The sequence below is a fragment of the Halorientalis pallida genome (assembly GCF_004118325.1).
In the GTDB taxonomy this organism is placed as follows: domain Archaea; phylum Halobacteriota; class Halobacteria; order Halobacteriales; family Haloarculaceae; genus Halorientalis; species Halorientalis pallida.
Genome location: NZ_RDFA01000003.1, coordinates 521,763 through 548,749 on the forward strand (window position 1 = coordinate 521,763; position 26,987 = coordinate 548,749).

Below are 26,987 nucleotides of genomic sequence, written 5' to 3' on the forward strand. Positions count from 1 at the left end.
GCTGAATCGAGATAGAAACGCCTTTTGTGGGGACAGGCGAGTGTTCGGATATGAGCAACGGCGACGACGGGGACGGCGCGAACGAGGCCGACACCGACGCCGAGAGTGCACCCGAGGGCGGAGCCGACGTGCCCGCGGCCGACACGGACGCGGTCGGGGACCGCCTCGACTCGGTCGAGGAGGCACTCGACGACGCCGAGACCGAGGCCGACCTCGACGAGATCGACGCGGACCTCGACGCCATCGAAGAGGCCGTCGCGGCCCTCGCGCCCGACGACGAAGACGAAGAGGACGAGGAAGCGGCGGAACTGCAGGATCGCCTCGACTCGGTCCGTGACGACGTAGCGAGCCAGCGCGGTCCCTACGCCGAGGACGTGACCGAGACGATCGAGGCCGCCGCCGACACCGTGGAGACTACCGAGTGGACCGAGGACGGCGAACTCGAGGTCATCCCGGCCGTCGAGGAGTTCCTCGACACCGCTGGCAGTCAACTCGTCGAGACCTTCGAGTCCGACAGCGACGAGATGGCCGACCTCGCGGCCGAACTCCGGACCGTGAGCGAGATCGTCGAGGACACCGACCTCGACCCGGACGAGGACGCCGAGACCATCGAGACACTGCTCGAAGCCGCCGAGAGCCTCGAGACAGCGCTCGACGAGGCCGAGGAGTGGGACGACCTGCTGGTCCGAGAACAGCTCGACGCAGTGGGCTTCTACGACCCGCTCGACCCCGAGAACCGGAAGGACTTCCCGGCCGAGTGGAACGCCGTCAAACTCCACGAGAAGGCCTACAAGGAGGGCGACGAGGAGGCAGTCGAGATGATCCTTCTCGGACTCGAGAAGTTCGAGTCGGACTTCATGGAGGAGAACGTCCTCGATTCCCTGGAGCGGATCGCCCCGCCCGAAGCCACCGAGGACCTGCTGGCGATGGCCGAGAAACGCAACAAGCAGGCCATCCGGATCCTGGGCCGGATCGGAGCCGAGGGGGCACTGGACACCATCGAGGAGTACGTCGAGGGCGGCGACGTGGCGCTCCGGAAGGTGACCCTGCGTGCCATCGGTGCCATCGGCCAGGAGCGCTCGACGCAGGTCGTGGCCGACCAGCTCGTCGACGACGACGCCGAGGTCCGGAGTACGGCCGCCCGCGCGCTTGGCCTGCTCGGTGACACCCGCGCCATCGACCCGCTGGCCGACGTGCTGGCCGATGACGACGCCGACGAGGTGCGAGCCAGCGCCGCCTGGGCGCTGAACGCCATCGGCACGGAACGCGCCCGCCAGGCCGCCGCCGACTACGCCGACGACCGCGCCTACCTCGTGCAGGTCGAAGCCGAGAAGGCCGCCGAGTCGACGTCGGCCTGACTCGGTTCGCACGGCCCGTTCCGCAACGCCAACTGTTTCCCTGCTCCGGTCGCTATCTCCGTCTATGAGTTCCGAGTCGGGAGCCAGCACTGGGTCGTCGGGCGACCCCAGCACCGACGACCGGGCGGCCTACGACTACCAGGGCGGCGACGTGGCGCGGCCGGGGCTCGTCGCCGACCTCCGGTCGCTGATCGACGGCGAGGTCCGCTTCGACGAGTACTCCCGGGAGCAGTACGCCACCGACGCGAGCGTCTACGCGGCGACGCCCGTCGGCGTCGTGTTCCCGACCTCGACGGCCGACGTGGCCGCCGTCGTCGAGTACTGCGCCGACCGCGGGATTCCCGTCCTCCCGCGGGGCGCGGGGACGAGTCTCGCCGGACAGACCGTCAACCGCGCGGTCGTCCTGGACGTCTCGAAGCACATGGACGCCCTCCTGGACGTCGACGCGAACGCACGGCGTGCCCGCGCACAACCGGGGATCACGCTGGGTCGCCTGAACGCCGCGCTGGCCGACGCGAACCTGAAGTTCGCGCCCGACCCCGCCTGGGGCGACAAGTCGGTCCTCGGCGGGGCCATCGGCAACAACTCCACCGGCGCTCACTCCCTCCAGTACGGCAAGACCGACGCCTACGTCGAGGCCTGCGAAGTGGTGCTGGCCGACGGTACCGTCACCACGTTCGAGTCGGTCCCCGTCGACGAACTGGACGAACTGGCCGATCCAGAGGGCGACCTCGAAGGGCGCATCTACGCCGCCGTTCGGGACGTACTGGACGACGAGACCATCGCCGACGCCTACCCGGATCTCGAGCGCAACGTCTCGGGCTACAACCTGGACTGGCTGATCGAACGCGCCCGCGAGGACGGCGTGGTCGACATGCCCGGTCTGCTCGCGGGGAGCGAGGGCACCCTCGCGGTCGTGACCGAGGCCGAAGTCTCGCTGGAACCGGTGCCCGAGACGAAGGCGCTCGCACTCCTGCGATACGACGACCTGCTCGACGCGATGGAAGACGTCGAGCCGATCCTCGACCACGACCCCGCCGCGGTCGAAGTGCTCGACGACGTGCTCCTCGGTCTATCCCGCGACACCGCGGAGTTCGGGGCGCTCGTCGACGAGATGGTCCCCGCGGGGACCGGCGCGGTCCTGCTCGTGGAGTTCTACGCGGCCGACGACGCCGAGGGCCGGGAGCGCGTGGCGGATCTGCTGGCCGACCGCGCGCCGGGAACCGAGACGCTGGCCGCGGCGACCGGGGACGGTGTCCGGACGGACGCGCCGATCCGGGCCGCGTCGGCCGACGAGGCCCACGACGAGGGCGAGCGCGAACAGTTCTGGAAGCTCCGGAAGTCGGGCCTGCCGATCTTGCTGGGCCGGACCAGCGACGCGAAACACGTCGCGTTCGTCGAGGACACCGCGGTCCCACCCGAGAACCTGCCGGAGTTCGTCGCGGACTTCCGGGCCGTCCTGGACGACCACGACACGTACGCCAGCTTCTACGCACACGCGGGCCCGGGCGTCCTCCACATCCGACCGCTGGTGAACACAAAGACCGAGGCCGGCGTCGCGCGGATGGAAGCCATCGCCGACGACGTGACCGACCTCGTCGTCGAGTACGGCGGGTCGGTCTCCGGCGAACACGGCGACGGCCGGGCGCGGACCCAGTGGAACCGGAAGCTGTACGGCGACGACGTCTGGGAGACCTTCCGAGACCTCAAGACCGCGTTCGATCCCGACTGGCTGTTCAACCCCGGACAGGTCGTCTCCAGACCCGACGAGCCCACCGAGATGACCGAACACCTCCGGTTCGATCCCGACTACGAGTTCGACGCGGGGTTCGAGCCCGAACTCCAGTGGGACGACGAGAACGGCCTCCAGGGGATGGCCGAACTCTGTCACGGCTGTGGCGGCTGTCGCGGCCACCAGGACACGACCGGCGGCGTGATGTGTCCGACGTTCCGGGCCGCCGAGGAGGAGTCGCTGTCGACACGGGGCCGCGCGAACAGCCTCCGTCGGGCGATGGCTGGCGAACTCCCCGCGGACGAGCAGTTCTCCGAGGAGTTCGTCACCGAGGTGCTTGACCTCTGTATCGGCTGTAAGGGCTGTGCCCACGACTGTCCGAGCGAGGTCGACATGGCGAAGCTGAAGGCCGAACTCACGCACGAACACCACCAGCGCGAAGGGGCGAGTCTGCGCGACCGACTGTTCGCCAACGTCGACACGCTGTCGGCGGTCGGGAGTGCCCTGGCCCCGCTCTCGAATCTCGCGCGGAAGGTTCCCGGAGTGCGGACGGCCATGGAGAAGACGGTCGGCATCGCCCGCGAGCGCACGCTCCCGACCTTCCGCCGGGGGACCTTCGTGAAGTGGTCCCGCAAGCGCGGGACCGGCGTCCCCGCCGACGAGGCCGACCGGCGCGTCCTCCTCCTGCCGGATACGTACACCAACTACAGCAGACCCGAAGCGGGGAAGGCGGCCGTCGAAGTGCTAGAAGCGGCGGGCGTCCACGTCGAGGTGCCCGCGAGCCTGACCGACAGCGGTCGCGCGGCGTTCTCGAAGGGCTTTCTCGGAGAGGCGCGCGAGACCGCCAGGGCGAACGTCGCCGACCTCGCCCCACGGGTCGACGACGGCTGGGACGTGGTCGTCGTCGAACCCTCCGACGCGGTGATGTACCAGTCGGACTACCTGGACCTGCTGGGCGACACCGACGACGCGGCGGCCGCCGAGACCGTCGCCGAGAACACCTACGGCGTCCTGGAGTACCTCGACGTGTACCGGCTGGACGAGGCCGTCGACTTCGAGGCCGACGACGACCACTTGACCTACCACGGCCACTGCCACCAGAAGGCGACGGCCAAGGACCACCACGCCGTCGGCGTCCTCCGGCGAGCCGGCTACCGGGTCGACCCGCTCGATTCGGGCTGTTGTGGCATGGCCGGTTCCTTCGGCTACGAGGCCGAACACTACTCGATGAGCCGCGCCATCGGCGAGATCCTGTTCGAGCAGGTGGCGGACAGCGACGGCGAGCGGGTCGTCGCCCCCGGCGCGTCCTGCCGGACCCAACTCGGCGACCGCCCCGACGCCGACGCGGAGCCGCCCCACCCCATCGAGTCGGTCGCGGACGCGCTGACGGAGTGACCAGCTACGCGGTCGTCTCGAACTCGAAGCGGGCACCGCCGTCCGACCCTTCGGTGAGCGACACCTCCCACCGGTGGGCGCTCGCGATGTCGGAGACGATCGAGAGCCCGAAGCCAGTGCCGCCCTCGCCGTAGCTGACCCCGTGTTCGAACACCTCGCCCTGTTGCTCCGGCGGAATGCCCGTTCCGTCGTCCTCGACGTAGAACCCGTCCCCATCGGGGAGTTCGCCCACGGTGATCGTCAGGTCGGTCTGCGAGTCAAGGCTCGTCGAACCATGTTCGACGCTGTCACCGGAACTCCCAGATTTCCGGTTGCTCGTCGAACCATGTTCGACGCTGTTCCGGAACAGGTTCTCGAACAGTTGGGTCACGCGGCCCGGGTCGCCGTGGATCGTGGGCACCTGGTCCGTGACGGTCAGCGACGCCTGGTCGGTGTCGACGTAGCCCCACGCCTCCGTAGCAACGGCGTCGACGGCGATCCGTTCGGGCTCCTCGACCGTCGACTCGCCTTTGGCCAGCGTCAGGAGGTCGTCGATCAGGTGTTCGATGCGGTCGTGTGCCGACGCAACCCGTTCCAGGTGGCTCGTGTCTCCGGTCTCCTCGGTGACTTCCCGGAACCCCTTCGCGACCGACAGGGGGTTGCGGAGGTCGTGGGCCACGACGCTGGCGAAGCGGTCGAGGCGTTCGTTCTGTCGCCGTAACTCGCGCTCGCGCTCGGCGCGGACCATCGCCGCTTCGACTGCCGCGCCGAGGACCCTGAACAGATCGACGTCCATCTCGGTGAAATCGCGCGGCTCGGTCGCACCGGTCGACATGAGGCCGTGATCGCCCAGCGGGAGGATGATCTCGCTCTGTATCTCCGTGTCCGGATTGTAGCGTGCCTCGATCGTCGACACGTCGTCGTACGTCCGGAGTTCGCCCGCCTCGAAGGCCGCCCAGGCGAGGCTGTCGCCGGGCGTGAACGTCGGCGGCTCGCCGACCACCGACCGTGCGGTGTCCGTCACGGTGACGGGATCGAGAACGTTCGCTCGATCGTCGTAGGTCCAGACGCCCGTGATGTCGAGATTCAGCACGTCGACGGCCACTTCCAGGGCGATCTCGCCGATCTCGTCGAGGGAGCGAGCGGTCGCCAGGTCGCCGGCGACCCGCTGGAGCGCACGGAGTTTGCGCTCGACTCGCTTTCGCTCGGTGATGTCGATCAGGTACCCGAGGTAGTGGGTGATCTCGCCGTCTTCGCGGACGATCTTCGTGTTGTCGGTGACCCACTTGACCTCGCCGTCGGCCGTCACCATCCGGTAGGGATCGTGACTGAACCGCTCGGTCGTCTCATCGCTGTTGGCCTCGACCTCCGTGACGACGCGTTCGAGGTCGTCGTCGTGGACGATATCGCTGTACGGGACGGCACCGGACTGGAGTTGTTCGTGCGTGTAGCCGAACGTCTCGGCGACGTTGTCCGAGACGTACTCGACGGGCCACCCGTCCGCGTTGCGCCACTTGAATACGACCGCCGGCCCCTCGGCGAACATGTCGCGTTCCTCCTCCAGCGACGCCTCCGAGGCTTTCCGCTCGTCGACGTCGATGTGGATGCCGACGGCGCGTTTCGGGGACCCGTCCTCACCGCGCTCGACGACTTTCCCCACGTCGCGAACCCACATCCAGTCGCCGTCTTTCGTCCGCATCCGGTGTTCGGTGTCGTAATACTCGGTCTCGCCGTCGAGGTGGCGCTGGAGCGTCGTCTCGATCTCCGGCAGCTCGTCGGGGTGGACGCGCTGTTCCCAGGCGTCGAGGGTGTTCTCGACCTCCTCGGGCGCGTAGCCCAGCATCTCGGCCCACTGGTCGTTGAACGTTACGTCACCCGTCTCGACGTTCCAGTCCCAGACGCCGAGGTTGGCGCCCCTGATCGCCAAGTCGAGGCGCTCCTTGATCTCCCGGAGTTCCCGTTCGCGCTCGGTCCGGTCCGTGATGTCGCGGGTCACGATGGCCGCCTTCCGCTCGCCGTCGTGGCGGAACGACGAGAACGTGTACTCGACGGTCCGGGCACCGGTCGCCGCCCGGACTTCGAGTTCCACGCTGTCGTGAGGAATGTCTTCGCTGGTGAGCGCGGCGTCGAGCGACGCCTCGAACTGGTCGATGTCAGACGCGTCGCCGGTGATCTCCCGTGCGAACGGCATCACGGGGCGTCCCTCCAGTTCCGTCCGGGTGTCCTCGACCTGTTCGACGATCCGTTCGTTGACGTATTCGAGCCGTCCGTCGCTGTCGACGACCACGGCACCGGAGTCCATGCTCTCCACGAGGGCCTCGTATCGCGCCAGCTCCCGTTCGCGGCGTTTGCGATCGGTGATGTCGGTCGCGACGCCCAGGACGGCGTCGGTGTCGGAATCGACCGGTTCGTAGGGAATCTTCGTCGTCTCCACGACGCGACGCTCGCCGTCGGCGGTCGTGAACGGCTCTTCGGGGATGTGTTTGGGCTCCTCGGAGTCGACGACCTCCTGGTCGTCCGTCCGGAACTGCTCGGCCTCGTCGGCCGAGGCGGCGAAGGCGGCGTCCGTGGCTCCTTCGAGTTCGTCGACGGAGGTCCCGTACGCCTCCGCCAGCGGCTGGTTGGCGAGCAGGTACTCGCCGTCGGCGTCCTTGACGAACACGAGCTGCGGGAGGATGTCGATGATCTGTCGCAACCGGTCGCGGCTCGCTTCGGCCCGGTCTTTGCTCCGGCGACGGCTCAGCTCCGTACCGATCCACTGGGCGAGCAGGCGAACGAGCGTCCGCTCGAATGCGCTGAACGGTCGGTCACGGGCGTCCGGACTCGAGAAATTCAGGGTTCCGTAGAAGGACCCCCCGACGGTGACCGGGGCACCGAGATACGACTCAATTCCCTGTTTCTCGTAGGCGGGGTGTGTCTCCACGTCGCCACGGCTGGCGCTCCGGAAGCTCACCGGTTCCTCTCGCTGGGCGACCAGATCACAGAACGTCTCGCGGCGGTCGAACTGATCGCCGGCGGTGAGTGAGGTCTCCGGAGCCGAGACGGCGGTAATCTCGTAGTCGTCGTCCTCGATCGAGGCGAGGATCCCCACGTCCAGGTCCAGGACGTCACGGGCGCTCGACAGCACTCGCTGCAGACGGGCGTCCGTCGTCAGATCGCTGTCGGCCATCACTCCCTGGATCTCGCCCAGTGCGTCGCGCTCGCGCTCGAGTTGCGTTCGAGCCTCGCTCTGGTCGGTGACGTCGCGTGCCACCACCAGTGCCTGTCGAACGTCGGCCGTCTCGAACGGCGTGAGCCGCACGTCGAAGGTTCGGTTCCCGGTCTGCGTCTCCAGGTCGATTCGGAGGTCGTAATCGTACAGTTCCGTGCGACCACCGTCGGACTCCACCCGCGAGAGGGTCTGACTCACCGCCGTCCGGAACTCCTCGACCGCCTCGGGGGTCGCCATACCGTCGGCGAGCGTCGCCAGCGACCTGTCTTCGAGGTCGGTAGGACTGTCCCGTCCCAGCAACCGAGCCGCCACGGGGTTCGCGAAGTGGACATCGAGGTCGGCGTCGACGGCGAACACCACGTCGTGGACGTTCCCGAGAATCGTCTCCTGTCGTTGCAACTCGAGTTGGCGCTCCCGAACCTCGGTTATCTCGCGGGAGAACACCGTCAGTCCGTCCTCGTCCGGGAACGCACGCACCTCGACCCAGTAGTCGAAGGGCTCGTCGATGTACTGCTCGAACGAGACCGGTTCGTCCGAGGCCATCGCCTCCCGGTAGTTCGCTTCGAGCTTCGTCCCGACGATCGTCGGGAACTGTTCCCAGAGGACGGATCCGACGACTTCGTCGGGATCGCAGCCGATCCGCGTCGCCATCCGTTTGTTCAAATACTCGACGCGCCAGTCGGAGTCGACGGCGTAGATCGCGTCCGTCGTCCGTTCGATCGTCCGACGGAACCGGTCGGTCACCGCGTCGGCCCGCTGTCGCTGTCGGGCTGCATCGACCAGCGTTTCGATGCGCGCCCCGAGAATCTCGAAATCGTCCTGTTCGGACTGAATGGGGATGTAGTCCGAGACACCGGCCTGCGTCGCCTGGCTGGCGATCCGCTCGCTCCCACGGCCGGTGAACAGAATCGTCGGAACGGTGGCATCACGCTCCCGTACACGCTCGATGAGGTCGATGCCACTCCCGTCGATCAGCGAGTACGCGGTGACCACACAGTCGACGGGGTCGCGCGCCAGTCGATCGAGCGCCGACTCCAGGCCGTTTTCGATCGTGAGTTCCACGTCGTGTGTAGTCAGGTCGAGTTTCGTCCGTACTAGGTCCGCGAACGCCTCGTCGTCGTTCGCGTAGAGAACACGTACAGACCCGTCAGATCCGTCGCTAGGCGTCGTCACTGTTGAGTGAATAACAGGCGCAGACAGATGAATCGTGCTCCCCATTCTACAGTATGATAACCCGAAAGTCGCTCGCCGAACCGCCGGGCAGGAGTCGCGCCGACGAGTGGGTGAATCGATATCGCGGCCGAGGGTTTATCATCCAGGCCGGAACCACCCGCGAGCGTGCCCCGATTCGGAGCCCTCGTCGCCGCGTTCGCGCTCCTGGCGGCCGGATTCGGCCTCCTCGTAACGCCAGCCGCCGGTCTAGCAGACGGGCCGGAACGGGTGGCCGGCGTCGCTCCGGTACAGCTCAGCAACGATACGCGGTCCGTCACGCTCACTGCCGTCTACCCCAATCCGGTCCCCGAGGGAGATGCCGGCGAGTTCGTGATCCTGAACGTCACGGCACCGACGCCGCTGGAAAACTACACACTGACGGACGGCGAGGCTCGGGTCGCACTCCCGAACCGCACCGTCGAGGGCCAAATCGCGCTCACGACCGCACCGAACCTGACGCGCGACCGGACGGACGCCCGAATCCTGACGCTCGACCAGGGGTTGGCGCTCGCGAACGGCGGCGACCGCGTGACGCTCGCGCGCGGCGGCGACCCGGTCGAGACGATCCGGTACGCGGACGCCCCGGAAGGCGAGGTCGCCACACCGGGGCGCGAGGGTATCCGCTGGCGACCGATCGGGGCGACGGACTTCCCGGTCGTGGCCGCTACGGGCGAATCCACGCGCGCGTTCGTCTTCCCCGACGGCGCGGCGGTCCCGGCCGAGACGCTCGCCGGAGCGGACGAGCGGATCCTGCTGGCGGGCTACACGCTCACGTCGGTGCGGGTCCGGCGGGCACTGGTCGCCGCCAGCCGCCGCGGTGTCAGAGTCCGTGTCCTCGTCGACGGCAGTCCGGTCGGTGGCCTGACGCAGCGGTCGGCACGGACACTCGACACTCTCGCCGAACGCGGCGTGGAGGTCACCGTCCTATCGGGCGACCCCGCGCGGTACGCCTTCCATCACGCCAAGTACGCCGTCGTCGACGGGCGAGCGCTGGTCACCACCGAGAACTGGAAGCCAGCCGGCACCGGTGGCCACGCCAGCCGTGGGTGGGGTGTGATCGTCGGTTCGGAGCGGATCGTCACGGCGCTGGCGGCGACGTTCCGGGCGGACGCGAGCGGACTCGACGCGCGGGCCTGGCGTCGGTATCGGGTGGAGAGACGCTTCGAGCCGGCGGACGGGCCGCCGGCGAACGGGACGTTTCCGAAGCGCGTCGCTCCACGGCGCTTCGACCCCGAACGCATCGAGTTACTGCGCGCTCCGGACAACGCCGAGCGTCGCGTCCGCCGCCTGCTCCGGAACGCGGACCGGACCATCCGCATCGAACAGGTCTCGATCGGCAGCCGTCGCCAGCCGTTCCTGCGGGCGACCCTCGCGGCGGCACGTCGAGGCGTCGACGTGCAGATCCTGCTCAGCGGTGCCTGGTACGTCGAGGAGGAGAACCGAGAGCTGGTCGAGTGGCTGAACGAGCGGGCGGCCCGCGAAGACCTGTCACTGTCGGCCCGGCTCGCGGACCCGAACGGCCGGTTCGAAAAGATTCACGCCAAGGGCGTAATCGTCGACGACGACCAGGTGCTGGTCGGCTCGCTCAACTGGAACAACCACTCTGCGCGCGCGAACCGCGAGGTTGCCATCCTGATCGCGGGCGAGGGCGTCGCCGGCTACTTCATCGGCGTGTTCCGGGCAGACTGGCAGGGTGGCGACTGGCGGCTCCCGGCCGGGCTGGTGTTGGCGGTCGTGCTGGCCACGCTGGGGGCCCTACTGGTCGCACGACGGTTCGAATTCGGGGAGGGCGGCGTGATCGAGCCGGGATCCGTAAACCGTTATTCGCGATAGGAAATCAGGGCCCAGGTACGACGGTCGCCAGTTGCCGGAGCGACTCGCGCAGGTCGACGACGAGGTTGTACTTCGAGATCGCGAGGGCGTGGGCCTGCGAGCCCTGCGGGAACGAGTTCAGTTCGGCCGTCGCCTGCTGTTGTTGAGTGAGCAGTCGCCGGTCCAGTTCGGCGAGTCGGTCGTGGAACCCGGCGGCCGCCGGCTGGGCCGACGGAGCAGGGGCCGGTTGCGGTTGGCCGGTCCCCGTCTGGCTCCCAGTGGGTGGCTGTGCCGGCGGTGCGCGGCCCTGGCCGCCGGGCTGGGAGGGGGTGCTCGGCTGTGTCGACGGTACGCCCGACCCCGGAGGTCCCGGTGGCTGCTGGGGTCGCTGCTGGGGTGGCTGCTGGGGAGGCTGCTGGGGTGGCTGGGATTGGACACCCCGGCCGGCCGCCGGTGGCTGGCCACCGGTCGGCGGAGACGGCTCCGACTGATGTGACGTGTCAACGGGTCCGGTGCGGGACCGGGGGACCGGTTTGCCCGTCGCCGGTTCGGGGGGCGCTGGTTCTTCCGCAGTGCGACCGGACTCAGCCTGTTCCAGACGGTCGGCGAAGTCCCACTGGCCGTCGATGTCGTCGTCCGCGAGTTCGGAGCGATACTGGTCGACGAGTTCGGGGACGTATGCGGTGGCGATCTCCTCGAAGGGGAGGTCTTCTTCCTCGTCGTCGCTGTCCATGGCCCGCCGGAGATCCGACGCGTACCCCCGCGAGGATCCCGTGAGGTCGCTCACGACCGTCGTCTTCCCGTCGGGGCCGACGGCGATCCAGGCGTTGATGAGTCGCTCTTTTTTTGATAAGTCCGTCTCGGTGTCGTGCTCGCGGTCGCTCATGGCCGTCGGTTCCGTCCGGCCACGCTTCGTTATGGGTCGCGTAGCCGGGATAAGCCGGACCAAACCGCTCTCGGTCGATTAGCGAGCGCGCGTGAAAACGAGTAAGCCCTGCCCAATCAGAGATCCGACGCTTCGTCGGTGCCGACTACTCGTCGGGCAGCGTCGCGGCGAGGTCCTCGTCGAGTTCCGCGTCGGCCATCTTCTCGACCAGCGCCGAGATGACGTCCTCGCGCATGCCCTCGACGAACTTGATCGAGCCGACGACGAGGTGGCCGCCGCCGGAGACGCCGCCGCCGTCGATCTCGTCGACGAGTTCCTCGACCATCTCCGGGATGTCAAGCCGGACGCCGTCGGACCGGAGGACGGCGAAGTCCGGACCGTAGCCGATGGTGATGACGGGATCGCCCGTCTCCTCGACTTTCCGGCCGTGGATCTCGCCGGTGGTCTTCCCCGGCGCGGGGTAGGTGAACCGGTGGGCGTAGTTCTCCACGTCGATCCGGTAGAGGTGGGCGTCGTTGTCCAGACGCTCGTGTTCGACGTGGCTCGTGGCGGCGTCGAGCTGTTTGTCCACGTCGCGTTCGGCCCGGGAGGCGAGGAACTCGACGAGTTCCTCGTGCCGTTCCCGGTCGTCACAGGCGACGTTCAGCGCGTCGTTGATGAGTTCCCGCCCGTCGTTGTACTTCAACCAGAAGGTCGCGTAGTCCAGTGCTTCGCCCACGTCCCGGAGGTCGGCCTCGGAGTACCCCTTCTCCGCGGCGAGTTCGACGAACTCGTCCATCACCTCGGCCTGCGAGCGGTCCGCGAGGCCGGCCACCGCGGGCACGTGACCGAGCTCGTCGGTGAGCGACGGGTCGATCATCCGCGCGAGTTCGACCGACATCATGCCGGTCGTGATCCGGTAGTCCTCGTCGTGGAGGTACGGGTTGACGTGTTCGTCGACCAGCGGGCCGACGGCGTCGGGATCGGGGTGGTGGTGGTCGACGACGACGATCGGCACGTCGTAGTGCGCGAGGTTCCGGTAGGCCGGCGTGTCCTCTTCGGTCGACCCGTTGTCCAGCATCAACAGGAGCGGGAGCTTCTGCCCGTGGCGCGTGCGATTCTCCAGCGCGAAGTTGAGGTCGCGGGTCACGTCCTCCATCTCGTAGAAGGGCGCTTTGCTCGGGAGGCGCTTGAGCAGGTGCCGCGGCGCGTCGGGATCGTGGTGGTGCTCGCTGATGAACCGCTCCAGGGCCAGCTGGAGGGGAACGGACGCACAGAGCCCGTCACCGTCGGCGTGGTGGCGCATCCGGATCGGCCGCCCTTCCAGAACGGCTTCGCGGAGTCGACGAGCGACCCGTTCGAGGTCGGGTCGGAGTTTCTCGAAGGCCCCCCACTCGACCATCGGTTCGACGGCGTTGGGCTCGGCGTAGTCGTCGAGCGCGTCGGCCAGTCGTTCCCGGGCGTCCTCGGCGGCTTCGCCCTCGTAGCGCTCCAGACTGTCGACCTCGATCTGGACGGCCGCCTCGCGCATCTCCACGCGACCGGTGAGCCGGATCACGTCGTCGAGTTCGACCTGTGGGTAGGCACGCACGCCGGCTTCCTCGAAGGCGGCACAGGGGACGACACCGGACTCGTCGCGCACGTGGAAGATGGTCGGGCCGCCGGTCTGTTTGATCTGTACGACTTCCCCCTCCAGCGTGACCGTCGATCCGACGGTGTCTTCGAGATCGGCGACGGCGACCGACTCGCCGGCGTCGACCCGTTCGGTCTCGTAATCGGCGAGTTCGACTTCCTCGAAGCTCACGTCGCCGTCCTCACGGACTTCGGAGAGTTCGACGAGCAACTCGTCGCCCACGTCGTAGGTGCCCAGCAGGTTCGACTCGTGGACGAGTCCGGAGAGCCCGTCGGTGAGGTCGACGAACACGCCGTAGGCCACGACGCCGTTGACCGTCGCCTGGTAGTACTGGCCGCGTTCCACGTCGTCGAGCGAACAGCCGTCAGCGAGGTTGTAAACCGTAGGAACCCCGTCGGCGGAGACCTCCGCCCCGTCATCGGGAGTCTGTGGAGACATTTGACTGAGGTTCGGCGCTCGCGTGTTTTAACCTTTGGAAACGCTGACGAGTCGACGCCGCAGGTTCCGGAACGCTTAGAAGGCGACCGGCCCGAGAATAGGGTATGCGGCTGTTCCGGTCGGGCGAAATCCTCGGGATCGCCGAGGACGCTCTCGAGTTCGCGCTGGAAGCCTCCGAGGACGCACATCCCAACGAGTACATGGGGCTGCTCCGGGGCGAACGCGCCCAGAAAGTCGGCCTGGACCGAGAGGGGACCGTCATCACCGACGTGCTCGTGATCCCAGGCACCGAGTCCAACCCCGTCAGCGCCACCGTCAAGACGAACATGATTCCAAACGACATGCGCGCGGCCGGGTCGGTTCACTCACACCCCAACGGCGTCCTCCGCCCGAGCGACGCCGACCTCGCGACGTTCAACAAGGGGACGGTCCACATCATCGTCGGCGCGCCCTACGGGCAGACCGACTGGAAAGCCTTCGACCAGGAGGGGAACCCGCGGAAACTCGACGTGCTCGACATCGACCTCCCCGAGGAGGAGTTCTTCGACTTCACCCAGGCAGACATCGACGCCGAGTTGCGCGACGAGGAGTTCGACGGAGGCGTGCGATGACGACCGTCGTCGCCCAAGGTACCTTCGACATCCTGCATCCCGGCCACGTCCACTACCTCGAGGAGGCCGCCGGGATGGGCGACGAACTCCACGTCATCGTCGCCCGCCGGGAGAACGTCACCCACAAGGAACAACCCGTCCTCTCGAACCGCCAGCGCCGGGACATGGTGGCGGCGCTGGCGGCGGTGACCGAGGCCCACGTCGGCCACCCCGAAGACTTCTTCGTGCCGATCCGCGAGATCGACCCGGACGTAATCGCGCTGGGTTACGACCAGCACCACGACGAGGAGAAACTCGCCGGCGCGCTCGAGGAGGCCGGCCTCGACTGCCGGGTCGAACGCGCGTCCGGTCGCGAGGAAGTCCACGACGACGAACTCCTCTCGACCGGCAAGATCATCGACCGGATCTGCCGGGAGCGCTGTGATTGACGCTTAGTACGTCCAGTAGTCGACCGACCCCACCTCGATCCGGACGCCCGTATTCTCTTTCCAGGCGTCCTCGTCGGCCCCGTACTTCTCGTTGAGTCGGTGATTGATCCGCTCGCTCTCGGACGTGACGACGTCGGCCGTCCCGCGGACGGTCATGCCCCACTTGGGGTCGCCGTCCTCGTCCTTCTGGATCGAGAGGGTAACGGCGGGGTTGTAGCGGATGTTTTCCAGTTTCGTGCCGGTCGTCGCGATTTCGATCAGCCCGTTGCGGTAGATGTACCAGATCGGCGCGGCGTGGGGCCGGCCGTCCCGGCAGGTCGCGAGGTGGGCGACGAGCGGTTCGCTGGTGAGCAGGTCTTCGGCCTCGTCGGGAACGGTGGCCATACGTCCGATTCGACGTGCAACCACCTGAATCTGGTTCCGGAACAACCGACACTCTACAATCTCGAGTATTACTAAAGTTGAAGTAATACCAGATTCGAGTATTACACATGTCCGACGCCGAGAACGGGCGGACCGTCACGGTCACCAGCAAGGGGCAGGCGACGATTCCCAAGGAGTTCCGCGAGAAACTGCAGATCGACACGCCGGGACGAGTTCGGTTCGTCGAGAACGAGGACGGCGAGGTCGTTATTCGCCCGGTCCAGCGTCCGGCCGAGATACGGGGTGAACTCGTCTCCGAAGCCGCCGACGACAGGGCAGCGACGGATCTCCTCCGGGCAGAGCGGGACGAAGAGCTGGTCGACCAGCCCGAAGAATGACGGTCGTTTTCGACGCCGAGCCACTGTTGGCGTTCGCTTTCGACGAACCGGGTGCTGACGTGGTCGAGCGGTGGCTGGATCGAGTCTACGACGCCGAAATCGACGGGTACGTGACGACGCTCAACCTTGCGGAGTTTCGGTACGTCGCGAGCCGGAAAGCGTCGGCAGAGGGGGCAGACGCCCACATCGACACACTGCAGGATCAGGGAGTCTCGGAGTATGGGATCGACAGTCTCTGGACGAGCGCGTCGGGTCTGAAGGCCACGTACAGTCCCGCGATCGGAGACGCGTACGCCATCGCTGCCGCACTGGCACTCGACGAGAACGGGAGCGAGGATGTGACACTCCTCGTCGGAGCCGACGACGGCTACGACGTGTTCGAGACTACGGACGGTTTCGAACACCTCTTCGAACGGTTTCGCGACGATCCAGCCTGAGAGATCGGAGCCGAGAGCAGTGAGCGCGATTACAGGTAGCCGTGCTCGGCCAGGCGCTCGACACCTTCCTGCAGGCGCTCCTTGCTCGCGGCGTAGGACAGCCGCGCGTAACCGGGCGTCCCGAAGGCGCTGCCGGGGACGGTGGCGACGTGGGCGTCCTCGATGGCACCCTCACACCAGGCCTGGTCGTCGTCGTCGACGGGGAGCATCATGTAGAAGGCGCCGTCGCCGACGGGCACGTCGACGCCGTGGTCGGCGAACAGGTCCGCGAGCATGTCGCGGCGTTCCTCGAAGGCGTCGCGCATCTCCACGACGGCCTCGTCCGTGTTCTCGAGGGCTTCGACACCCGCATGCTGGACGAAGTTCACGGCACACGAGACGGAGTGGCTGTGGAGTTTCCCGGCCTGATCGATCAGTTCTTCCGGGCCGGCGAAGTAGCCCAGCCGCCAGCCGGTCATCGCGTAGGCCTTCGAGAAGCCGTTGAGCGTGACCGTCCGATCGGCCATGCCGTCGATGGCACCGAGGCTGGTCTGGTCGACGCCGTAGGTGATCTCCTTGTAGATCTCGTCGGAGATCACGGTGATGTCGTGTTCGACGGCCAGGTCCCGGACGCCTTCGAGGGCGGCGTCGGAGTACACGGCTCCGGTCGGGTTCGACGGGGAGTTCACGACCAGGATCTCGGTGTCGTCCGAGACGGCCTCGCCGAGAGCGTCCAGCGCGGGTTCGAGCTGGAAGTCGTGGGGCGAGAGGTCGACGCGGGCGAGACTCCCGCCGGCCATCTTGACCATGGCCTCGTAGGAGACCCACGCGGGGTCGAGCAGGCAGACTTCGTCCCCGTCGTCGATGAGGGACATGAAGATCTCGAAGAGGGCCTGCTTGCCGCCGGGGGTGACGATGATCTCGTCCGTGTCGTGATCGAGGCCGTCGTCGGCCAGCTTCGCGGCGATGGCCTCTTTCAGTTCGGGGATGCCGTTCGAGGGCGTGTAACCCGTCTCCCCGGCTTCTAGAGCGTCCTCGGCGGCGTCTTTGACGTTCTGGGGGGTATCGAAGTCGGGTTCGCCGACCGAGAGATCGACGACGTCGACGCCGTCGGCTTCGAGTTCGGCGGCGAGGTTGCTGATGGCAAGGGTCGCGCTCGGTTCCACTCGCTGTACGCGGGATGCGAAGTCCATGTTCATAGTTTCTCCACGAGGTCGACGGCTCCGTCCAGTGCGGCGGCACCGTAGTCGGTGCGGGCGCGGGCTTCGTCCATGCTCATGCCGGGGCCGGTGACGCCGAGCGTCACGGGCGTGTCCCGGTCGAGGCTCACGTCGGTCAGCCCCTGGGCCATGGCGTTGCCGATCACCTGGTCGTGGTCGGTGTCGCCGGACTTGATCGCGCCGACGACTGTCACAGCGTCCACGTCGTCCCGGCGTGCCAGCCGGTCGGCGGCCAGCGGCGAGTCGTACGCGCCGGGGACGTGGACGGTCTCGACGATCTCCACGTCCAGTTCCTCGGCGCGTGCCTCGGCCGCCGCCTCCATCTCCTCGGTGACGTCGCGGTTGAACTCCGCGACCACCAGTCCGAGCCGTACCATGTGGTGCCGATAGCAACCGCGACCTAAAGAAATACCGTTCGGCGGTCGAGAGACGTGTCCGCCGGGGCACAGTATTCGTTTGCAACCAGAAGGGTTCTAAATCCCCGGACAGACTGGACCGACAATGGCAACGGTCGAGGACGACGATTCCGCGACTGAATCCGCCGCCCACCGGTCCGAGTCCGCCCTCCCCACGTGGTTCGGCGTCGACCGCCTCGTGCTGGTCGTCGCAGCCATCGCCGCATTCGCGCTGTTCGCTCGTTTCCTGTTCCTCGGCGAGCGGATCGCCCACTGGGACGAGGGACGCGTCGGGTGGTGGATCCTCCAGTACGTCCACACCGGCGATTACGCGTATCGCGCGATCATTCACGGCCCCTTCTACCACCACGTCAACGGCGTCCTGTTCAGCGTGTTCGGCGCGAGCGACTTCTGGATGCGGGCCATCGTGGCCCTGCTCGGCGGCCTGACGCCTCTAGCTGCGCTGGGCCTCCGACACCGCCTGCGCGATGTCGAGGTCGCCCTGCTGGCGCTCTTCCTGACCGCCAACCCGCTCCTGCTGTACTACTCGCGGTTCATGCGGGGCGATCCCATCGTCGCGTTCTTCATGTTCGGGGCGGTGGTCGCCTTCGTCCGCCTGATCGACTTCCGGCAGGCACGCTACCTGTTCCTGGGCGTCGCGGGCGTCGCGCTCGCCTTGACCGCCAAGGAGAACGCGCTGATCTACCCGGTCACCTGGATCGGCGCGCTGGTCCTCCTGCTGGACCACCGGCTGTTCCTCGCCCGCGGAGGGGAGCGCGCGTGGACGACGATTCTCAAGGATCGAGTCCTCAGTGTCGGCTACGGCGTCTGGGAGTGGGTCCACTGGATCCTGCTCGCGGCCCTGGAGTTCGTCGCGATCATCGTCTTCTTTTACGCTCCCCGGGACGGCGACCCGGGCGACGTGGGCCTGTACAACGCCGTCGGCCAGGGCGACCTCGGGATGTTCCTCACCGTCGTGGACCGCGCGACCGTCGGCGCGTGGAAGGAGTTCTACGGCCTGTGGGTCGACGGCGGAATGAGCGACCACGCGTACATCCCCTACCTCGGCGACCTCGCCGAGACGCTCGGGTACGGTGCGCTCGCGCTCGTCGTCTTCGCGGTGATCGGGTTCGTCGTCGACCGGTACGCCGGCGAGCGACCCCGTGACCTCGTGGCCTTCTCGTTCTACTGCGGGTTCGTCTCCGTGCTGGGCTATCCCATCGTGACCGACATCCAGGCCCCGTGGGCGGCGCTCCACGCGGTGGTGCCGCTGGCGATCCCCGCGGCGGTCGGTTTGGGACTCGTTCTCCGGTGGGGACGGGACGCGCTCGTCGAGGACGATCCGGTCGGGATGGGTGCGGCCGCGGTCGTGGTGATCGTCGCCGTCAGTTTCGTCGTCGGCATGGGCGTCTACGGCGTGTACCTCGCTCCACAGGCTCAGGAGGGCGAGAACGCACTCGTCCAGTACGCACAGCCGGGCGACGACGTGCGGCCGGCGCTGGACAGCATGGAGATGGCCGCCGCCGCCAACGAGGGGACCGACGTGTTGCTGTACGGTGACTTCTTCGTCGACGGCGGGACCAACGCCACGACCGACTTCGTCTACGACGGCTACCCGCGGGACTCGGAACTGGCACCCAGGGAGGAGCGGGGCATCACGCTCGCCCCCGCGTGCGCAGACTGGTTCAACGCGCTGCCGCTCCCGTGGTACTTCGACAGGAGCGGGGCGAACGTGAGCTGTGCCGACAGTTCCTTCGAACTCGACGACGCAGCCGAGTCCGAACCACCGATCGTCATCGTTCGCGCGCACGACGAAGGCGACGAGGACGACCGGACCAACGAGGAGGCACAGGCCCGCGCGCAGTTCCCGGAGTACTGGAGTGCGACGTACGAACTCCGGACCTACGGGACCGAGACCGTCTTCCTCGTCCACCCGGACTACGTCGGCGAGGTGAACGCGTCGGCGACGCCACCGGAGTGATCGCGGCCGCTGGCTCCCGGGTTGGCAATCCTTAAGCGCGTGCCCGGGGAAGCGCCGGTCGATGACACTCACGTCGCCAGGCCCGACCCTCGGCGTCGTCGGGGGTGGCCAGCTCGGCCGGATGCTCGGCGAAGCCGCGGCGCCGCTCGGGGTGGAGCTCGTCGTCTCGGACCCGACGCCGGACGCGCCGGCCGCGCCGGTCGTCCGCGACCAGGTCGTCGGCGACTTCGACGACCCCGACACGCTGCGGGCCCTCGCCGAACGATCCGACTACCTCACCTTCGAGATCGAGTTGGCCGACCCCGACCTGCTCGAAGCAGTCAGCGAGGAGACCGGCGTCCCGGTCCACCCCACACCGGAGACCCTCCGGACGATCCAGGACAAACTCGTCCAGAAGGAACGGCTCCAGGACGCGGGGATTCCGGTACCGGAGTTCCGGCAGGTCGACTCGGCCGAGGACCTGCAGGGGGCACTGGACGACCTCGGGACACCCGCGATGCTCAAGGCGCGACAGGGCGGCTACGACGGACGCGGCAACGTTCTCGTCGAGACGCGCGAGGACGTGGAGTCGGCCATGGACGAGATCGCCGGCCCGGCGATGATCGAGGCGTTCGTCCCCTTCGAGCGCGAACTGGCGGTGATGGGCTGTCAGGGTGCGGGCGAGACAGACACTTTCCCCGTCACCGAGACGATCCACGAAGAAGAGATCCTCCGTGAATCCGTCTCCCCCCCACGAGCGCCCGACGAGCGGATCGACGCCGCCCGCGCGGTCGCCCGCGACGTGCTGGCCGAGATGGAGGGTCGCGGTGTCTACGGCATCGAGTTGTTCGACACGGGCGAGGAGATCCTGCTGAACGAGATCGCCCCGCGGCCGCACAACTCCGGCCACTGGACCATCGAGGGCTGTCACACCTCCCAGTTCGAGCAACACGTCCGGGCCGTGACGGGCCGCCCGCTCGGGTCGACCGAACGACGCGACCCCACCGTCTCGTTCAACATCCTCGGTGACGGCGAGAGTAGCCGTGACGCGCGACTCACGGGCGAGGAGGCGGTCTTCGAGCGTGACCGCGCGCACCTCCACTGGTACGGGAAACGAGAGGTGTACCCGCTCCGGAAGACGGGCCACGTGACGCTGACGGCCGACGGCGAGGGGACCGACGAGCTACTGGCATCGGCACGACAACTACGTGAGCAACTCAGCTTCGAATGAGCGACAACGTCGACACACTGATCGAGGAACTGCGCGAAGAAGCACGGCGCGACAGACCGACCGAGGACACGCCCGAGATCGGGATCGTCATGGGTTCGGACTCGGATCTGGACGTGATGGCCGGCTCCGAGTCGGGCAGGCCCGGAGCCTACGACGTCCTGACCGAGGAACTGGGCTTCGCGGAGCAGACGAGCTACGAGGATCCACCCGAGGCGCGGTTCACGTTCGAGACCTTCGTCGTCTCGGCCCACCGGACACCCGGATTGATGTACGCGTACGCGGAGACGGCGGAAGACCGCGGGCTGGACGTGGTCATCGCGGGTGCCGGCGGGAAGTCGGCGGACCTGCCGAACATGACCGCCTCGATCGCCTATCCCCTGCCGGTGATCGGCGTTCCGGTCCAGGAGAAGTCGGTCGACTCGGTGATCGGGATGCCACAGGGTGCACCGTTGACCGCCGTCGACGCAGGGAAGTCGTTCAACGCCGCACTGTCGGCGGTCCAGTACCTCGCGCGCCAGCACGGCGCGCTGCGCGACCGGCTGGTCGAGTACCACGAGGGACTGCAGGACGGCGTGGCCGAGGTCTCGCGCGATCTGCACGAACTCGGGACGCCAGCGTTCGAAACCCGGGACGAGTGATCGCCCGCGGGCGGTCGAACTGCGTCCGGTGACTTCGGACTGACTGATCCCATAGACTTTTCAACCATTCCGACAAAGCCCGGGTATGCCTAGCATTGGCAACCGACAGGTCGTCGTCGCGATACTGTTGGCCGTGACGATGGTTCTGTCAGGCTGTTCGGGCGGTGGCGGCCCGGCAACGACGGCGGCTCCGGACGACGAACCGACGGACGACGAGCCGACGGACGCTCCCGAAATGACGGCCGGTGCCGAAACGACGGCCAGCGTAGAAGGCGAGGCGGACATCCCGGTGGTGAACTACCAGTGGCAGGAAGGCGAGTCCTACACGTACGAGAGCGAGGCAGCCCAGGGGAGCAACAGTGAATACTCCTGGACGGTCACGGACGTGAGCGACGGGCAGGTAACGGCCGAACTCACGAGCAGTTTCGGCGGTCAGACCCAGACGTCGACGCTCACGGGCCCGCAGGGAGATATCTTCAATAGCTCCAGTCAGAACGCCCAGGCGTTTACCTTCGTGCTGATGCAGATCCCGCAACTGCTCGTGCAGGGTCAAGAGCTCTCTGAGGGGAACTCCTGGACGGTGTCGAGCAGCGAGTTCGAGACCGGTGGACTCCAGCAGCAGACCCCCCGGCAGATCGACGTGCGCGTGACCGGCACCTCGCAGGTTTCGGGGACCCAGTGTCACGACATCGAAGCCACGGGCGGGAACCAGACGATCAGTGGGTGCGTGAACGAGGACTGGCCGTTCGCGCTGTCCGGAACCTTCGAACTCCAGACGCGGACCACCGGCGACGGCGGGACGGAGACGACTACCCGGACGAGTTCGTTCGTGCTGGTCGACTACGACCGTCCGTGAGTGGTTCCCGGCCGCTTCTTTCCACCTCGGTGATCATTCAATACAACTAAACACCAGACTGCAGTAGGGGTCGCTATGGGGACGCTGCGGACGCGGACGGTTGGGGGTACAGTACTACTGGCGCTGCTGCTCGTTCTGTCGGGCTGTAGCGGCGGTGCAGAGCGCGAACCGGCCGCCACACCCACTCCGACGGGGACGCTCAACGCGACGCCGACGGAAACAGGGGCGAACGTCACGAGCGCTGGGGGCGGCAGTGCAAACGAGAGTGGGGTCGAAGCCGACGAACGGATCGGGGACGACTGGGATCGGTACTACGTGTTCAACGAAAGCGAGGCGTACGGGTACGCGGTCGATCTCGGAAACGGCACGACCGCGATGTCGTGGGCCGTCACGTCGACCGCGGACGACACACCGGGACTGTACGAAGACGTTACCGCGAACGTCACCTTCGGCCAGTATTCGTCGGCCGCGACGGCGTCGCAGGCGGACGTCTTCGCCGCGTTGATCAGCGAGGGGTCCGTCGGCGAGCCGTTCCTCTACGTGCGGACGCCGGTTGTTCTCGCGGCGGGCCACAACCTGAGCGTGGGCAACTCGTGGACGATCCAGGGCAGTGACGTGGCCGTGGGCGACGGCTTCGAGGTGACCTGGGACGAGGCGAGAGCGGAGATCACCGGAACCGCGAGGGTCGCCGGCGAGACTTGTTACACCATGGACCTCCGGATTCCCGGGAACGAGACGGGGCCGACGAGTTGCGTGAAGTACGACTGGCCGTTCGCGCTGGCGGTCGATACCGCGGAGCAGGACTATCGGCTGGCGGACTTCCAGCGACCCTGATCGAGGGCGGTCTGCGAGCCACCGGACACGTGTCAACGGTCGAAAGCGTGGTTTTCCGACGCGTGGAATCTATGAACCCTTATATGGCACCGTTCCTTACCCGTAAAACGATAGGTGTACACGGATGGGCAATCCATGGATAGCCATCGGGGCGCTGGCGCTGGTCGGTCTTCTCATCCCAGTCGGGATGATGGTGATATCGAAGCTTCTCCGGCCCAGCGTGCCCGAACAGGGAAAACGCTCCACCTACGAGAGCGGTGAGGTTCCGACCGGTGACACCCGGATTCGGTTCAACATCCAGTACTACATGGTCGCGCTGCTGTTCGTCATCTTCGACATCGAGACCGTCCTGATCTTCCCGTGGACGGTCATCTACCGCAGCGCGCTGGAGAACGGCGTCGGGCTGACGAGAGTGCTCGCGCCGATGCTGGTGTTCGTCGGTATTCTCGTCGTCGGTCTCGGGTGGGCGTGGCGCAACGGCGCGGTCAAGTGGGTCCGCTCACCGCGGGCCGAGAAACGCAAAGATGCCAGGTAATACATGAGTAGTCAAGACAAGCTAACGGATACGGTCGGTGCCGACACTCAGTCGACACAGGACGCCCGGATGGGCGAGGGCGCGGACAGCCGGTTCAACTCCCCGCTCCGGAAGGCGCTGGGCTCGTCCCCGTTCATTCTCACGAAGTTCGACAAGTTCATGAACTGGGTTCGGGGCTCGTCGATGTTCATGCTGCAGTTCGGGATCGCCTGCTGCAGCATCGAGATGATGCACACGTACTCGGTCAAGCACGACCTCGACCGGTTCGGGGCCGGCGTTCCGCGGGCCTCGCCGCGACAGGCGGACGTGATCATCGTCCCCGGGACCATCGTCTCGAAGTTCGCCCCGCGGATGAAGCGGGTTTACGACCAGATGCCCGAACCCAAGTTCGTCGTCGGCATGGGCTCGTGTACCATCTCCGGCGGGCCGTTCCAGGAGGGGTACAACGTCATCAAGGGCGCGGAGGAGGTCATCCCGGTCGACATTCACGTTCCGGGCTGTCCGCCCCGTCCCGAGGCGCTGATCTACGGGATCGCGAAGTTGCAAGAACGGGTCGCGAACGGCGAGTCCGCACCCGTCACGGTCAAGCCGTACGAGCTGGAGCAGTTCGGCGACCTCGAACGGGACGAACTCGTCGAGAAACTCGCCGATCAGATCGACCACGACGATCTGGTCATGCGGTACAACTGGGTCGATTCGCCATGAGTCTAGAAGAACCGGGGCCACGTGACGTCGGCCTCACGAAAGCGGGCGAAGTCAACTACGACGAACTCGAAGCCCTGCTGGGCGACGCCGTGCTGGATCGGGAGACGCACCTCAACGCCGAGGCGTTCGTGATCCGGCCCGACGCCGTGCAGGACACCCTCTCGACGCTGAAGGAAGAGGCCGGTTTCGACTTCCTGAACTGCGTCACCGCACAGGAGTACCAGGACCGCTACGAGACGATCTACCACATGACGAAGTACGACGACCGGACCCAGGAGGTCGGCGTCGTCGTCCCCACCAGCAAGGACGATCCCGTCTCGGAGTCGGCGGAACCGGTGTTCCGGACCGCCGACTGGCACGAACGGGAAGCCTACGACCTGGTGGGTATCGAGTACGAGGGGCATCCGGACCCGCGCCGGATTCTCCTGCCCGATACCTGGCAGGGGCACCCCCTCTCGCTGGACTACGACCAGACCAAGCCCCAGATCGTCACCCTGCGGGAGAACAGGAACCCCCTGCAGGAAGATCAGCGGCTCAACGACGACAGCGACACGATGTTGCTCAACATCGGGCCCCACCATCCGGCGACCCACGGCGTCCTCCACGTGGAGGCGACGCTGGACGGCGAACAGGTCGCCGACGTGGAGCCCGACATCGGCTACATCCACCGCTGCGAAGAGCAGATGTGCCAGCAGGGCACCTACCGTCACCAGATCATGCCCTACCCCGACCGCTGGGACTGGGGCGGTGCGGGGCTGCTGAACGAGTGGGCGTACGCCCGTACGGCCGAGACGCTGGCGGACATCGACGTGCCGGAGTACGCGCAGGTCATCCGGACGATGAGCGCCGAGTTGTCGCGGATCCTCTCGCACATGCTCGCGGTCGCCGCCTACGCGCTGGACGTCGTCGGGGACTTCACCGCGACGTTCATGTACGGGATGCAGGACCGGGAGACGGTTCAGAACATCCTCGAAGATCTGACTGGCCAGCGGCTGATGTTCAACTACTTCCGGCTGGGCGGGGTGGCCTGGGACCTGCCAGAGCCTCGCGAGGAGTTCTTCGAGAAGATTCGGGCGTTCATCGACGACCTGCCCGAGAAGCTCGAGGAGTACCACAACCTGCTGACCAGCAACGAGATCCTGCAGGTCCGGACCGTCAACACGGGCCGGCTCGAACCCGAAGTTGCCAAGAGCTACGGCGCGACGGGGCCGGTCGCACGCGGGTCCGGTATCGACTACGACGTCCGGCGGGACGACCCCTACGGCTACTACGACAAGCTCGACTGGGACGTCGTCACCGAGGACGGCTGTGACAACTACGCGCGCCTGCTGGTGCGACTCCAGGAGGTCGAGGAGTCGGCCAAGATCATCAACCAGTGTGTCGACCTGCTCGAGGACTGGCCCGAAGAGGACCGCACGATTCAGGCCAACGTCCCCCGGACGATCAAGCCCGAACCCGACACCGAGGTCTACAAGTCCGTCGAGGCCGCCAAGGGTGAGCTCGGGATCTACATCCGGTCGGACGGGACCGACAAGCCCGCCCGATTCAAGATCCGCGGGGGGTCGTTCTCCAACCTGCAGACGCTGCCGGAGATGGCCGAGGGCGAGTACATCGCGGACCTGATCGCGTCGCTCGGTAGCCTCGACACCATCATGGGCGAGGTGGATCGGTGATGACGCTGTCGGACACCATCGCCGGACTGCTCGGCCTGAACGCGGACGATCCGCTGCATTTTTTCGTCGCGGCGATCCTCGCCTCGGCGATCGTCGGCACGTTCATGCTCGTGAACGTCGCGATCGCGGGCCCGTGGGCGAAGCGGAAGATCACCGCGGCCTTCACCGACCGGATCGCGGTCAACCGGATCGGGCCGTTCGGTCTGATGGTCATCGTGGCCGACGCGGTACGCCTGCTCTCGAAGGAGCTGATCGTTCCGGAGAAGGTCGACCGGCCGGCGTGGGACCTCGCGCCGCTGCTGATCGCCGGGTCGGCGCTGCTCGGCTTCGCGGTCATTCCGATGGGGAACGGCATTCAGGTCGCCGATCCCGAGGTGGGCCTGGCGTACGTGTTCGCCGTTGCCTCCCTGGCTTCGGTCGGGCTCGTGATGGCAGGCTACGCGTCGAACAACAAGTACTCGATGCTGGGTGGACTGCGCGCGGTCGCGCAGAACCTGGCCTACGAGATTCCGCTGGTGCTGACGGGTGTGTCGGTAGTCCTCTTCGCGGGCACGCTCCAGTTGGGGAACGTCGATGCCGCGAACACGATCGTCGGCGCACAGCAGGCGACGCTGGCGACTATCGGCGGCATCGCGATCCCGTCGTGGTACGCCTTCGTCAACCCCTTCGCGTTCGTGCTCTTCCTTGTGGCCAATCTCGCGGAGGTCGGCCGGAACCCGTTCGACACGCCGGAGGCACCGACCGAGATCGTCGCCGGCTACCAGACGGAGTACTCCTCTGTGTACTTCGTGCTGATGTACCTCGGGGAGTTCATCCACATCTTCCTCGGTGGTGCGATCGTCGCGACGATCTTCCTCGGCGGGCCGGCCGGGCCGGTCCTGCCCGGGATCGTCTGGTTCCTGATCAAGATCTGGGCGGTGTTCCTGTTCACCCAGTGGGCGCGGTCGGCGCTGCCCCGGGTTCGTATCGACCAGCTCATCGAGATCGGCTGGAAGGGGATGCTCGTGCTCTCCTTCGCCAACCTGATTCTGACGGCGATCATCGTCGGGGTGGTCGTCTGATGACCGACGCGACGTTCGGAGGTAACCC

22 protein-coding genes are annotated in these 26,987 nt (G+C 67.0%); 16 read left to right on the forward strand and 6 right to left on the reverse strand.

The window, feature by feature from the left end; all coding sequences use genetic code 11:
• The first annotated feature begins 50 nt into the window (after window positions 1-50).
• Window positions 51-1,358: a HEAT repeat domain-containing protein gene (locus tag EAF64_RS11320; RefSeq protein WP_129069086.1), complete on the forward strand. Its 1,308-nt coding sequence runs from the start codon at window positions 51-53 to the stop codon at window positions 1,356-1,358.
• Window positions 1,359-1,422: 64 nt separating this feature from the next.
• Entirely contained in the window at window positions 1,423-4,485 is a 3,063-nt protein-coding gene (locus tag EAF64_RS11325) for an FAD-binding and (Fe-S)-binding domain-containing protein (RefSeq protein WP_129069087.1), read from the forward strand.
• Between the two features lie 4 nt (window positions 4,486-4,489).
• On the opposite strand, the gene EAF64_RS11330 is transcribed toward EAF64_RS11325, so the two are convergent.
• On the reverse strand, window positions 4,490-8,848 hold the full coding sequence (locus EAF64_RS11330; protein ID WP_193767651.1) for a PAS domain S-box protein: 4,359 nt from the start codon (window positions 8,846-8,848) through the stop codon (window positions 4,490-4,492).
• Window positions 8,849-9,013: 165 nt separating this feature from the next.
• Here EAF64_RS11330 and EAF64_RS11335 point away from each other — a divergent pair, with 165 nt between their 5' ends.
• Window positions 9,014-10,720, forward strand: coding sequence for a phospholipase D-like domain-containing protein (locus tag EAF64_RS11335; RefSeq protein ID WP_227738949.1), 1,707 nt, complete (start codon window positions 9,014-9,016; stop codon window positions 10,718-10,720).
• Between the two features lie 4 nt (window positions 10,721-10,724).
• Here EAF64_RS11335 and EAF64_RS11340 read toward each other — a convergent pair whose 3' ends face one another.
• A complete protein-coding gene (locus tag EAF64_RS11340; protein WP_129069089.1) occupies window positions 10,725-11,585 on the reverse strand; it encodes a hypothetical protein in 861 nt (286 codons plus the stop codon).
• A 145-nt stretch (window positions 11,586-11,730) separates the two neighbouring features.
• Window positions 11,731-13,635: a DHH family phosphoesterase gene (locus EAF64_RS11345; protein WP_129069090.1), complete on the reverse strand. Its 1,905-nt coding sequence runs from the start codon at window positions 13,633-13,635 to the stop codon at window positions 11,731-11,733.
• Window positions 13,636-13,739: 104 nt separating this feature from the next.
• Here EAF64_RS11345 and EAF64_RS11350 point away from each other — a divergent pair, with 104 nt between their 5' ends.
• Entirely contained in the window at window positions 13,740-14,246 is a 507-nt protein-coding gene (locus EAF64_RS11350; protein ID WP_129069091.1) for a Mov34/MPN/PAD-1 family protein, read from the forward strand.
• Window positions 14,243-14,674, forward strand: a complete 432-nt coding sequence (locus tag EAF64_RS11355) for an adenylyltransferase/cytidyltransferase family protein (protein ID WP_129069092.1) — start codon at window positions 14,243-14,245, stop codon at window positions 14,672-14,674. Before EAF64_RS11350 ends, EAF64_RS11355 begins: the two co-directional genes overlap by 4 nt.
• Before the next feature lie 3 nt (window positions 14,675-14,677).
• On the opposite strand, the gene EAF64_RS11360 is transcribed toward EAF64_RS11355, so the two are convergent.
• A complete protein-coding gene (locus EAF64_RS11360; RefSeq protein ID WP_129069093.1) occupies window positions 14,678-15,058 on the reverse strand; it encodes a pyridoxamine 5'-phosphate oxidase family protein in 381 nt (126 codons plus the stop codon).
• A gap of 107 nt (window positions 15,059-15,165) precedes the next feature.
• Between EAF64_RS11360 and EAF64_RS11365 the strand changes: the two genes are divergently transcribed.
• Both EAF64_RS11365 and EAF64_RS11370 read left to right on the forward strand, forming a co-directional pair.
• Window positions 15,166-15,435 carry an AbrB/MazE/SpoVT family DNA-binding domain-containing protein gene (locus EAF64_RS11365; RefSeq protein WP_129069094.1) on the forward strand — a complete coding sequence of 90 codons (270 nt, stop codon included), beginning with the start codon at window positions 15,166-15,168 and terminating at the stop codon, window positions 15,433-15,435.
• Window positions 15,432-15,872, forward strand: a complete 441-nt coding sequence (locus EAF64_RS11370) for a PIN domain-containing protein (protein ID WP_129069095.1) — start codon at window positions 15,432-15,434, stop codon at window positions 15,870-15,872. The genes EAF64_RS11365 and EAF64_RS11370 overlap by 4 nt, the downstream gene beginning before the upstream one ends.
• Before the next feature lie 29 nt (window positions 15,873-15,901).
• Here EAF64_RS11370 and EAF64_RS11375 read toward each other — a convergent pair whose 3' ends face one another.
• Both EAF64_RS11375 and ribH read right to left on the reverse strand, forming a co-directional pair.
• Window positions 15,902-17,050, reverse strand: coding sequence for a pyridoxal phosphate-dependent aminotransferase (locus EAF64_RS11375; RefSeq protein WP_129069096.1), 1,149 nt, complete (start codon window positions 17,048-17,050; stop codon window positions 15,902-15,904).
• Entirely contained in the window at window positions 17,047-17,448 is a 402-nt protein-coding gene (ribH, locus tag EAF64_RS11380; RefSeq protein WP_129069097.1) for a 6,7-dimethyl-8-ribityllumazine synthase, read from the reverse strand. The genes EAF64_RS11375 and ribH overlap by 4 nt, the downstream gene beginning before the upstream one ends.
• A gap of 124 nt (window positions 17,449-17,572) precedes the next feature.
• Between ribH and EAF64_RS11385 the strand changes: the two genes are divergently transcribed.
• The 9 genes from EAF64_RS11385 to EAF64_RS11425 all read left to right on the forward strand — a co-directional run bounded on the left by EAF64_RS11385 (window position 17,573) and on the right by EAF64_RS11425 (window position 26,959).
• Entirely contained in the window at window positions 17,573-19,447 is a 1,875-nt protein-coding gene (locus EAF64_RS11385) for a flippase activity-associated protein Agl23 (RefSeq protein WP_129069098.1), read from the forward strand.
• A 61-nt stretch (window positions 19,448-19,508) separates the two neighbouring features.
• The gene (locus tag EAF64_RS11390; RefSeq protein WP_129069099.1) at window positions 19,509-20,657 is read left to right on the forward strand and encodes a 5-(carboxyamino)imidazole ribonucleotide synthase; all 1,149 of its coding nucleotides are present in this window, start codon (window positions 19,509-19,511) and stop codon (window positions 20,655-20,657) included.
• Window positions 20,654-21,295: an AIR carboxylase family protein gene (locus tag EAF64_RS11395; RefSeq protein WP_129069100.1), complete on the forward strand. Its 642-nt coding sequence runs from the start codon at window positions 20,654-20,656 to the stop codon at window positions 21,293-21,295. Before EAF64_RS11390 ends, EAF64_RS11395 begins: the two co-directional genes overlap by 4 nt.
• 85 nt (window positions 21,296-21,380) lie before the next feature.
• Window positions 21,381-22,151, forward strand: coding sequence for a hypothetical protein (locus EAF64_RS11400; RefSeq protein ID WP_129069101.1), 771 nt, complete (start codon window positions 21,381-21,383; stop codon window positions 22,149-22,151).
• A gap of 75 nt (window positions 22,152-22,226) precedes the next feature.
• Window positions 22,227-22,985 (forward strand): hypothetical protein, encoded by a 759-nt coding sequence (locus EAF64_RS11405; RefSeq protein ID WP_129069102.1) that lies wholly within the window; start codon window positions 22,227-22,229, stop codon window positions 22,983-22,985.
• Window positions 22,986-23,109: 124 nt separating this feature from the next.
• On the forward strand, window positions 23,110-23,520 hold the full coding sequence (locus EAF64_RS11410) for an NADH-quinone oxidoreductase subunit A (RefSeq protein ID WP_129069103.1): 411 nt from the start codon (window positions 23,110-23,112) through the stop codon (window positions 23,518-23,520).
• Between the two features lie 3 nt (window positions 23,521-23,523).
• On the forward strand, window positions 23,524-24,225 hold the full coding sequence (locus EAF64_RS11415; protein ID WP_129069104.1) for an NADH-quinone oxidoreductase subunit B: 702 nt from the start codon (window positions 23,524-23,526) through the stop codon (window positions 24,223-24,225).
• Window positions 24,222-25,898 carry an NADH-quinone oxidoreductase subunit D gene (locus EAF64_RS11420; RefSeq protein WP_129069105.1) on the forward strand — a complete coding sequence of 559 codons (1,677 nt, stop codon included), beginning with the start codon at window positions 24,222-24,224 and terminating at the stop codon, window positions 25,896-25,898. The genes EAF64_RS11415 and EAF64_RS11420 overlap by 4 nt, the downstream gene beginning before the upstream one ends.
• Window positions 25,898-26,959, forward strand: coding sequence for a complex I subunit 1/NuoH family protein (locus EAF64_RS11425; protein ID WP_129069106.1), 1,062 nt, complete (start codon window positions 25,898-25,900; stop codon window positions 26,957-26,959). Before EAF64_RS11420 ends, EAF64_RS11425 begins: the two co-directional genes overlap by 1 nt.
• Window positions 26,960-26,987: the final 28 nt, after the last annotated feature.

Excerpts from the sequence above, each read along its gene's own strand:
- EAF64_RS11320 (WP_129069086.1), top strand. The coding sequence starts at position 51 with ATGAGCAACGGCGACGACGGGGACGGCGCGAACGAGGCCGACACCGAC.
- EAF64_RS11325 (WP_129069087.1), top strand. The coding sequence starts at position 1,423 with ATGAGTTCCGAGTCGGGAGCCAGCACTGGGTCGTCGGGCGACCCCAGC.
- EAF64_RS11340 (WP_129069089.1), bottom strand. The coding sequence starts at position 11,585 with ATGAGCGACCGCGAGCACGACACCGAGACGGACTTATCAAAAAAAGAG.
- EAF64_RS11345 (WP_129069090.1), bottom strand. The coding sequence starts at position 13,635 with ATGTCTCCACAGACTCCCGATGACGGGGCGGAGGTCTCCGCCGACGGG.
- EAF64_RS11350 (WP_129069091.1), top strand. The coding sequence starts at position 13,740 with ATGCGGCTGTTCCGGTCGGGCGAAATCCTCGGGATCGCCGAGGACGCT.
- EAF64_RS11355 (WP_129069092.1), top strand. The coding sequence starts at position 14,243 with ATGACGACCGTCGTCGCCCAAGGTACCTTCGACATCCTGCATCCCGGC.
- EAF64_RS11360 (WP_129069093.1), bottom strand. The coding sequence starts at position 15,058 with ATGGCCACCGTTCCCGACGAGGCCGAAGACCTGCTCACCAGCGAACCG.
- EAF64_RS11365 (WP_129069094.1), top strand. The coding sequence starts at position 15,166 with ATGTCCGACGCCGAGAACGGGCGGACCGTCACGGTCACCAGCAAGGGG.
- EAF64_RS11370 (WP_129069095.1), top strand. The coding sequence starts at position 15,432 with ATGACGGTCGTTTTCGACGCCGAGCCACTGTTGGCGTTCGCTTTCGAC.
- EAF64_RS11375 (WP_129069096.1), bottom strand. The coding sequence starts at position 17,050 with ATGAACATGGACTTCGCATCCCGCGTACAGCGAGTGGAACCGAGCGCG.
- ribH (WP_129069097.1), bottom strand. The coding sequence starts at position 17,448 with ATGGTACGGCTCGGACTGGTGGTCGCGGAGTTCAACCGCGACGTCACC.
- EAF64_RS11385 (WP_129069098.1), top strand. The coding sequence starts at position 17,573 with ATGGCAACGGTCGAGGACGACGATTCCGCGACTGAATCCGCCGCCCAC.
- EAF64_RS11390 (WP_129069099.1), top strand. The coding sequence starts at position 19,509 with ATGACACTCACGTCGCCAGGCCCGACCCTCGGCGTCGTCGGGGGTGGC.
- EAF64_RS11395 (WP_129069100.1), top strand. The coding sequence starts at position 20,654 with ATGAGCGACAACGTCGACACACTGATCGAGGAACTGCGCGAAGAAGCA.
- EAF64_RS11400 (WP_129069101.1), top strand. The coding sequence starts at position 21,381 with ATGCCTAGCATTGGCAACCGACAGGTCGTCGTCGCGATACTGTTGGCC.
- EAF64_RS11405 (WP_129069102.1), top strand. The coding sequence starts at position 22,227 with ATGGGGACGCTGCGGACGCGGACGGTTGGGGGTACAGTACTACTGGCG.
- EAF64_RS11410 (WP_129069103.1), top strand. The coding sequence starts at position 23,110 with ATGGGCAATCCATGGATAGCCATCGGGGCGCTGGCGCTGGTCGGTCTT.
- EAF64_RS11415 (WP_129069104.1), top strand. The coding sequence starts at position 23,524 with ATGAGTAGTCAAGACAAGCTAACGGATACGGTCGGTGCCGACACTCAG.
- EAF64_RS11420 (WP_129069105.1), top strand. The coding sequence starts at position 24,222 with ATGAGTCTAGAAGAACCGGGGCCACGTGACGTCGGCCTCACGAAAGCG.
- EAF64_RS11425 (WP_129069106.1), top strand. The coding sequence starts at position 25,898 with ATGACGCTGTCGGACACCATCGCCGGACTGCTCGGCCTGAACGCGGAC.